The organism is Mesorhizobium sp. M7A.F.Ca.ET.027.02.1.1, from assembly GCF_004022985.1.
Taxonomy (GTDB): Bacteria; Pseudomonadota; Alphaproteobacteria; order Rhizobiales; family Rhizobiaceae; genus Mesorhizobium.
In genome coordinates, this window is the sequence record NZ_RZOL01000709.1 from 1 (window position 1) to 1,657 (window position 1,657).

Sequence of the window (1,657 nt, forward strand, 5' to 3'; positions counted from 1 at the left end):
GTTCCAGAGCACTGATCGCATGATCCGTGGCTTCGCCTATGGCGGTATCGGGCCTGTGGATCCTCTCACGGGTGACCATCTCGGCGGCACGACCTATTTCAACGCGTCGGCGGAGGCCCAGTTCCCGCTGCCGGTGATTCCGGAGAGCTTTGGCTTGCGTGGTGCTGTCTTCGCGGACGCGGCAACGCTCTATGGAAGCAAGGTCGACACCGCTGGCGTCACTCAGGACTCGGTCGGCATGAAGTTGCGTGCCTCGGTCGGCCTCGGCCTGATGTGGGCATCGCCATTCGGTCCGATCCGTATCGACTATGCGATCCCGGTCAAGAAGGAAGCGCGCGACGACGTGCAGGAATTCAACTTCGGCATATCGACCCGCTTCTGATCGGCGGCCAACGATGCTCCCGGGTCCTCAGGGTCCGGGAGAAATGTTCCGACCTAGCTGGATATAGCTTCTGGAATGACCGATCCGGTGTTCTTCGCGCCATCACGCCGGTATACGGCGGGCGAAGTCGCGAATCTGACCGGCTCGGTGCTCGTCGATTCCGGCCACTCCGATATTTCGATCGAAGCACTCGCGCCTGCCAGCGAGGGCGGCGAGAATGCGCTCGTCTTTGTCGATGGCAAGCGTAATTCCGCGCTGATGCCGTCGTTGCGGGCAGCCGCGGTCCTGTGCCCGGCGGAATTTGCCGGCAAGGCGCCGGCAAGCGTTGCCGTTCTCATTCATCCGCGTCCACAACAGGCCTTCACGCTGATCGGGCGTCTGCTGTTTCCGAGGGCGGCGACACCAGGGCCAATGACCAGCGAAACCGGCGTCTCGCCGCACGCTCACGTCGATGCGACCGCGCATGTCGAAGCCGGTGCCGTCATCGAGGCCGGCGCGGTGATCGGGCCAGGCGCTTCGATCGGCAGCGGCACTGTCATCGCCCCGAATGCGGTGATTGGACAATCCTGCCAGATCGGCCGCGACGGCTATGTCGGTCCGGGCGCCAGCATCCAGTATGCCTTGATCGGCAATCGCGTCATCATTCATGGCGGCGCCAGGATAGGCCAGGATGGTTTTGGGTTCGTCGGCGGGGCCAAGGGGCCTGAGCGCGTGCCGCAGATCGGCCGTGTCGTTATCCAGGACGACGTCGAGATCGGCTCCAACACCACCGTCGATCGCGGCGCCATGTCCGATACGATCATCGGCCAGGGCACCAAGATCGACAATCTCGTGCAGATCGCCCATAACGTCCGCATCGGCCGCAATTGCATAATAGCCGGGCTTTCGGGTATTTCGGGTTCTGTGGTCGTAGGTGACAATGTCACCATGGGCGGCGGCGTCGGGCTTGCGGATCACCTGACCATTGGGACAGGGGCCAAGCTTGCCGCCAGAAGTGGATTTATGAGCAATGTCCCTGCAGGCGAGATCTGGGGCGGCTATCCGGCACAGCCGATGGCGGAAGCCATGCGGGAGATAGCCATGCTGCGCAAGCTCGCCAGGACCCGCAAACAGGGCGAGGGAGGCAATGGCTGACATGATCGCGTCGACGACGCTGGAGGCGGTCGACATTATGGGGCTGATGAAGCTCCTGCCGCACCGCTATCCGTTCCTGATGATCGATCGTATCGTCGACATCGATGGCGACGAATCCGCTGTTGGCATCAAGAACGTGAC

Annotated in this window: 2 protein-coding genes and 1 pseudogene; all 3 read left to right on the forward strand. The window is 62.6% G+C overall.

What is annotated here, in order from left to right:
- The coding region (locus EN749_RS35350; protein WP_145991168.1) for a BamA/TamA family outer membrane protein at nt 1–382 on the forward strand (382 nt) is incomplete at its 5' end.
- Nucleotides 383–457: 75 nt separating this feature from the next.
- On the forward strand, nt 458–1,516 hold the full coding sequence (gene lpxD / locus EN749_RS35355; RefSeq protein ID WP_128364908.1) for a UDP-3-O-(3-hydroxymyristoyl)glucosamine N-acyltransferase: 1,059 nt from the start codon (nt 458–460) through the stop codon (nt 1,514–1,516).
- Nucleotides 1,509–1,657 (forward strand): annotated as a pseudogene (locus EN749_RS39235) (3-hydroxyacyl-[acyl-carrier-protein] dehydratase FabZ); the annotation flags it as partial. The gene lpxD and the pseudogene EN749_RS39235, both read left to right, overlap by 8 nt.

Bases quoted from the DNA above. Each gene is read 5' to 3' on its own strand.
- lpxD (WP_128364908.1), top strand. From the start codon at position 458: ATGACCGATCCGGTGTTCTTCGCGCCATCACGCCGGTATACGGCGGGC.